Origin of the sequence: Rhabdaerophilum sp., assembly GCF_046092605.1 — a bacterium.
GTDB lineage: Bacteria > Pseudomonadota > Alphaproteobacteria > Rhizobiales > Beijerinckiaceae > Rhabdaerophilum.
Genome location: NZ_JBJTDY010000011.1, coordinates 1 through 7,066, shown reverse-complemented (window position 1 = coordinate 7,066; position 7,066 = coordinate 1). Strand labels below are relative to the sequence as shown.

General features: G+C 62.0%; 4 protein-coding genes and 1 pseudogene. 4 read left to right on the top strand and 1 reads right to left on the bottom strand.

Features of this window, described 5'->3' with window-relative positions:
- A partial coding sequence (locus ACKODO_RS01155; RefSeq protein WP_408981626.1) for a tyrosine-type recombinase/integrase occupies positions 1-748 on the bottom strand: 748 nt, incomplete at its 3' end.
- A 476-nt stretch (positions 749-1,224) separates the two neighbouring features.
- Here ACKODO_RS01155 and ACKODO_RS01150 point away from each other — a divergent pair.
- The 4 genes and pseudogenes from ACKODO_RS01150 to ACKODO_RS01135 form a co-directional block, all read left to right on the top strand.
- Positions 1,225-2,097: a hypothetical protein gene (locus ACKODO_RS01150; RefSeq protein WP_408981625.1), complete on the top strand. Its 873-nt coding sequence runs from the start codon at positions 1,225-1,227 to the stop codon at positions 2,095-2,097.
- Between the two features lie 2 nt (positions 2,098-2,099).
- Complete coding sequence (locus ACKODO_RS01145; protein ID WP_408981624.1) at positions 2,100-2,651, top strand: BREX protein BrxB domain-containing protein; 552 nt, start codon at positions 2,100-2,102, stop codon at positions 2,649-2,651.
- Positions 2,652-2,659: 8 nt separating this feature from the next.
- A complete protein-coding gene (gene brxC / locus ACKODO_RS01140) occupies positions 2,660-6,109 on the top strand; it encodes a BREX system P-loop protein BrxC (protein ID WP_408981623.1) in 3,450 nt (1,149 codons plus the stop codon).
- Positions 6,110-6,120: 11 nt separating this feature from the next.
- Positions 6,121-7,066 (top strand): annotated as a pseudogene (locus ACKODO_RS01135) (SAM-dependent methyltransferase); the annotation flags it as partial.

Below are 7,066 nucleotides of genomic sequence, written 5' to 3'. Positions count from 1 at the left end.
TCGTTTCGCGCCGGATCGCGACGCCACGGCCAAGATCGACATCGCCGAGCGTCAAGCCGAGGATTTCGCCCTTCCGGGCGCCCGTCGACAGGGCGAAAACCACGACGGTGTAGAGGTGATCGTTGTCGCTCGCCGTGCAGGCGTCGAGGAGGGCGGACCGTTCCTCGTCGGAGAGGAACCGTGTGCGTTCATCGCGGATCTTGGTGATCCGGTTGACGCCATCCATCGGGTTGGCGGCGATCCATTCCCACTGCTTGGCGTGCTTGAAGAGGAGCTCCAGCGTGTCGCGGTAGTTCTTGATCGTCTTCCGCTTTTTCGGCGCCGTCGGCTTCGCCTTATCATCCAGCGCTTCGTCATCAGGCTTCTTCCGGCGCCCGTCGCCGGCTTTGCCAAGCTCGCGAAGCTTCACGCTCACGATGTCGGGCTTTACGTAGGACAGGGCGTATTCGCCGAGCGTTCGTTCCCAGAAGGCGAGGAAGGTCGATTCCGCGCGCTGCGTGGTCGGTGACTTATGCGGCAGCACGTCCTCGCGATACCGGTCGATGACGTCCTTGACCGTCTTGCCGCGCGCCGTGGCAACGACGTTCTGGAACTCGCCCTTGCGGATGGCAGCCTCGGTCTGTTGCGCCCAAAGCTTGGCGTCGGTCAGCCGCTTGAAGGTCTTCTTCTGGCGCGGGAAGCCGTGGATGCGGATGTCGACGAGATAGACCGTCCCACCCTGGCGTTCGCGTTTGACAATCGTGGCCATCGGATTGGCAACCTGAAGCTTGAGAAAACAGTGCTCCCGGGTGACCCAGGAAGCCGGCGGAAGCGCCGTGGGGGCAGTTTGGGGGCAGTTGATTCCGCAAAAACCCCTCAAAATCCAATAGCAGCCAACAGGCCGTCTGTCATTAACTAACTGATTTTATTACATAAAAATATTGGAGCTTGTTGGCGATTTTAGCCTTCCTTCGGACTCATAACCTGAAGGTCATAGGTTCAAATCCTATTCCCGCAACCAGAATCCCGAAGCTGCATCAATAGCTTACGAAAAGCCCCGCTTGGCTCTCGCCAGCGGGGCTTCTGCTTGTGTCCGCACTGTGTCCGTTTTTGCGGCCATTCAGAAACCGTTCGCCGTCCTCACTCGTGCGCTTTGACCGCTCGATCGCGGAAAGGCCTGCTAAGACTTGCAGGAAGAGCCCCGCCGGCATGTTTGCCGGCGGATGAAACTACAACTTGACATCCATGAGCCAGCATGAGAGGTTCTGCAAACCGGCTACTTGTGCCGGCAAACTTGCCGGCGGATATATGCTCGAACAGTCAGAATACCCTTTATCGTTCTTCCCAGCGGCCGGCGAATCTCCCGGCGCCGTGGATGCCGGGTTTCGCTTCGGGGCAAAGGGAACGCACACCAGTCGGACGATTATGTTCGATGAGCTACAACAGGTGCTCGCCGCGGCGCCTACGGACGCCAAGCGCCAAGACTATGCTCAGGCCATCATTGAGGGGAATTGCCTCTCGAAGCCGACCGCCTCGACGCGGCGATTGACCAACCAGCGCCTCGGAGAACTCTATGCGCTCGACCCCGCCGTTCCCGCGTTTCGGGTGCTTCGGCGATTGTGGGACGTTCAGGTTGAGGGGCGCTGTCTTCTCGCCCTCCTGATTTCCATCGCCAGAGATCCGCTTCTCGCGGCGACTGCGCCTTCGATCGTATTCCTTCCAGTCAACGGCGAGTTCGGACGCGAGTCTATGAAGAGCGCGCTGCAGTCGATGGTTGGCGGGCGACTAAGCGTCAGCACCCTGGATAAGGTCTGCCGCAACGCGGCGAGTTCGTGGGCACAGTCGGGCCATCTAGAGGGCCGCACCTTCAAGAGGCGCCGGCCGGTGAACACGACGCCAACAGTAGTGGCGTTTGCGCTCTACCTTTCCCAAGCTGCGGGTTTCCGTGGCGCCGAGATATTCTCGAGTGCCTGGCTTCGTGTCCTGGACTGTGATCCTTCGCGAGCACGTCACCTTGCAATCGAAGCCAAACGTAACGGGCTGATTGACCTTCGCATGTCTGGCGAAGTGGTTGAGATGAACCTGTCCCGGCTTGATCCCCATTCGACAAGGTCCTGACAATGGCGCGCATTGAAGACCTCGCCGAATCTTTCGGTCGTCACATCGCCACTCCCTGGCAGCGAACCGTCGCGGGCGCGCAGCGAGTCATCATGGTGATCTACGACAAGGAATTGGAGCGCACGCTTCGAGCCCGGAAGTTGGCGTTTGAGACAGCAGCGCGTGAAGCTGGCCACGAATGGCGCGAGCTCGATCTAGCGGACGCGTTTGCACAATGGATGGCCACTGACGACTACCGCGAAGAATACTTCGCCTCACCCGAAGACCTCCAGCTCAAGCTAGAGGCCGAGTTTCACGGCTACCTCGCGGATCGGGTTCGGACGGAACTACGCGGGGCCGATGTCAATGGGGACACCGTGGTCGCGCTGCTCGGCGCGGGATCACTCTTCGGCCTTGCTCGCATTTCGCAGGTACTGCGAATGATCGAAGGCGACATCAAGGGTCGCCTCGTCGTTTTTTTTCCAGGTCACTTTGAACGCAATAATTATCGCCTGCTCGATGCGCGCGACGGCTGGAACTACCTCGCCGTGCCCATCACAGCGCACAACGAGTGAGGAATGGCATGAAGATCAAAGACACGCTGCAACGCGATCCCGCCGTTCATCCACTCGTAAACCAGGGCCAGGCGCGCATATCCGATAGCCGGAATGAACGGACGCAAGCCGAACTCCGCGGCGAACTCGAAACCTTCGTCTGCGAGGGGCAGTATGCCGACGGCATTCAGAAGATCGTCCGGTCGTTTCTCGACAATCTTGGCAAGACGAGCCAGCGCGGTGCATGGGTCAGCGGATTTTTCGGCAGCGGTAAGTCCCATCTCCTGAAAATGCTCTGCCACCTTTGGCAGGATACGCGTTTCCCGGATGGTGCCACGGCGCGCAGCCTTGTTCCTTCAATGCCGGAAGACCTCCGGGCATTGCTGCGCGAGCTGGATACCGCCGGCAAACGTGCGGGCGGCCTGATCGCAGCCGCGGGCGCCCTGCCGAGCGGAACGACTGACAACGTTCGTCTGACCATCCTCTCGATCCTCTTGCGAGCGGTCGGACTGCCAGAACAATATCCGCAGGCGCGGTTCTGCCTTTGGCTTCAGTCGCAAGGTCTGTTTGAAAAGGTGAAGGCCGCGATCGAAGGAGGCGGCAAGTCGTTCGAGCGGGAGCTCAACAATCTCTATGTTAGCGGCCCGATCGCGCGGGCCGTGATGGAATGCGACAGCCAGTTCGCCGCCAGCGAGGCCGAGGCGAAGCAGCTGCTGAAGGCTCAGTTTCCTCCGCAGAACTCAGACATCACCACGGATGATTTTCTGCGGATGGCGAAAGAAGCGCTGCGCTTGGCCGGCCGCGACGGCCGTGTGCCATGCGCTCTGCTCGTGCTCGACGAGGTGCAGCAGTATATCGGCGAGTCGAACGATCGCTCGGTTCTCGCAACCGAGGTTGCCGAGGCGGTTTCGAAACAGCTGGACAGTCACGTCATCATCGTCGGGGCAGGTCAGAGCGCTCTTACCGATATTCCGTTGCTGCAAAAACTGATGGACCGCTTCACCATCCGCGTTCCGCTTTCCGATGCGGAAGTGGAAACCGTCACCCGCAGGGTCTTGCTGCAAAAGAAGCCTACGGCTGTCGGCGATGTGCGCTCACTGCTCGACACGCACGCCGGCGAAGTCTCCCGCCAACTGCAAGGCACGCGGATCGGCGAGGTCGTCGAAGACCGCGCCGTTATCGTCGATGACTACCCGTTGCTGCCCGTTCGCCGACGCTTCTGGGAAAATTGTTTCCGCCAGATCGATGCCGCCGGCACGAGCAGCCAGCTGCGTTCGCAGTTGCGTATCATCCATGACGCCGTTGCCAAGGTCTCCGAGCGGCCCTTGGGAGCGATCGTTGCCGCCGACGAATTGTTTGAAGCCCTCGCGCCAGAGATGGTCAATACGGGCGTTCTTCTGCGTGAGATCAACGAGCGCATCATTCAGGTTGGTCGCACCGAGGGTGTGCTGGCGCAGCGAATCTGCGGACTGGTATTCCTCGTAGGCAAACTGAAGCGGGAATCCGGGGCCGACATTGGGGTGCGTGCCACAAAGGATCATTTGGCTGACCTTTTGATTGATGACCTTTCCGCGGACAACGGAAAGTTAAGGTCAGAGGTCGAGGTGGCCTTGAAAAAGCTCGCCGACCAAGGCGTTCTCATGCCGGTCGGGGACGAATATCGGCTCCAGACCCGCGAAGGCAGTGAATGGGATCGCGAGTTCCGCAATCGCCAGACGAAGCTTAACAACGACGACGCCGCAATCCAGTTCAAGCGTGACCAGCTCCTTTACGGTGAGGTCGACAGGACGGTGCGAGCGATCAAGGTAATCCAGGGTGCCGCCAAGGAGCCGCGCCAGTTCCTCATTCATCGCGAGCAGACAGCGCCGACTATCGACGGTGGCAGCGTTCCCATCTGGATTCGTGACGGTTGGTCCTGCTCGGAGAAGGACGTTGTCGACGCCGCGCGCACCGCCGGCACTGATAGCCCGATCCTGTTTGTCTTCATTCCCCGGCAGTCCGCCGACGATCTTCGCCGTTTGATCGTCGAGGCCGATGCGACGCAGCAGACGTTGGATGCAAAGGGCAACCCGACAACCGCCGAAGGGCAGGAAGCGCGCCAGAGCATGGACAGCCGCCGCGCTCGCGCCGGCGGCGATCGCGACCGGCTGATCCGGGACGTTGTCGCGAATACGAAAGTATTTCAGGGCGGAGGCAGCGAGGTTCTGCTGACTGCGCTCGACGAGCGCATCAAAACCGCGACAGACGCCTCGCTTGTTCGCATGTTCCCGCGCTTCAAGGACGCGGATTCGGGCGCTTGGGAAGCGGTGATCAAGCGCGCCCGGGAAGGCGCGGATCACCCGTTCCAGCCGACGGGTCACACCGACGCCACTGAGAAGCATGCGGTTTGTCAGCAGGTTATCGCCTCGATCGGCGCCGGCAAATCTGGTTCGGACGTGCGCAGGGCGCTTAGCGGCTCGCCCTTCGGCTGGCCTCGAGATGCTGTGGACGCCGCGTTGATTGCCCTTCATCGGCTCCAACACATCACGGCGACGCTGAACGGGCAGGCCGTTCCCCTGGGCCAACTCGATCAGAACAAGATCGCCAAGGCCGACTTCCGTGTCGAACACGCGACGCTCTCGGTCGGCGACCGCCTGATCCTCCGCAAGCTGTTCCAGGCCCTTGGCCTGTCCTGCAAGAGCGGTGAAGAAGCGATACGGGCCGGGGAGTTTCTGTCCGGTCTGATTTCGCTGGCCAAAGCCGCCGGCGGCGAGCCGCCCGTTCCCACCGGCCCTGCGACGACCGAGATCGAGGATATTCAACGGCTGGTCGGCAACGAGCAGCTGGTTGCGATCAAGAACAAGGCGACCGAGTGGGAGGATCGGATCAAGGCGTGGGGCGCAACGCGCGATCTCATCGCCGCACGCCTCCCAGCTTGGGGTATCCTGGGGCGCCTTGCGAAGCATGCTGCGGACATCCCCGAGGCGAAGTCGCAGCTTGATCAGATCGAAGCGATCCGCTCGCAGCACCTTCTTCTCGAAGCCTCCGATCCTGCCAACGGGGCGCGTCAGGCGCTTGCCGGCCTGTTGCGCGATGCTGTCCGCAAGGGCCAGACCGCGCACGAAGCGGCGTTCGCGACGGCCAACACAACGCTGGCGGCCAACAGCGTGTGGGTGAAGTTGCAACCGGCCGACCAGAACAGCATCAAGGCGGCAGTTGGCCTTACAGCGCCCGCGACCCCGGATGTATCGACCGACGAGGCGCTGGCCGACACGCTGGACCGAAAGCCGGTGTCCGGCTTTCAAGCGGAGATCGATGCCATCGCCGGCCGCGTGACGCTGGCCATCGAGCGCGCCGCGCGCTTGCTCGAACCCAAGGTGCAAACGGTGACGCTCGAACGCAGCACCCTTCGCGACGCGGCAGAGGTTGAGGCGTGGGTCGAGCGGCAGAAGGCGACGCTGCTCGCGAAGATCGCCGACGGCCCCGTGCTGGTGAATTGAGGAGAGACAGCATGGCGTCGCTCGACAGAACTCTCCGCAAGGATCTGGAACGAACCGTCAAGGCGGCGCGGCGCGTCGCCGAAGCGGGCGCCCGCAAAGCGATCGAACAGCTTGGTGTCGGCGAGGCGGAAGCGCCGAAGCACCTGACGGCCGAGCAACGTGCGCTGCGCAACCGACTGCGCGCCCATGGCCGGCAACTGGGCGATCGGCGCGATCCCAGAGGAGTGCAGGCCACCGCGCGTCTCGTGCAGGAATGCGCCTATGAACACTGGCATCGCATGCTTTTCGCACGGTTCCTTGCAGAAACGGACTTGCTGATCGAGCCGGACTCTGGCGTCGCGATCACGTTGGACGAGGTGCAAGAGCTCGCCCGCGAGAAGGCGACCGACTGGCTGCCGCTCGCCAGCGAATACGCCGAGCGGATGCTGCCGCAGATCTTCCGCAAAGACGATCCGGTTCTGGACATCGCGCTGCCGCCGGAAACGCGCTCCGAGATGGAGGACCTGCTCAAGGGCCTGACGAAGCCGGTGTTCGAGGCCGATGACAGCCTCGGCTGGGTCTACCAGTTCTGGCAGTCGGACAAGAAGGACGAGGTCAACAAGTCCGAGGTGAAGATCGGCGCGGATGAACTGCCAGCGGTCACCCAGCTCTTCACCGAGGACTACATGGTCCTCTTCCTGCTCCACAACACGCTCGGCGCTTGGTGGGCCGGCAAGGTGCTCGTCAGCAACCCGGGCCTCGCCACATCGGCGCCCGACGAGGCGGCGATGCGGGCTGCCTGCAAGGTCGGCGATATCGACTGGACCTATCTGCGCTTTGTCCGCGACACAGCCGAAGACGGAACGGAGGGGCCGTGGCGGCCAGCCGCCGGCGTGTTCGAAGGCTGGCCGAGAGCGGCGAGCAATTTGACCCTGCTCGATCCATGCATGGGTTCAGGACACTTCCTCGCCTTTGCAC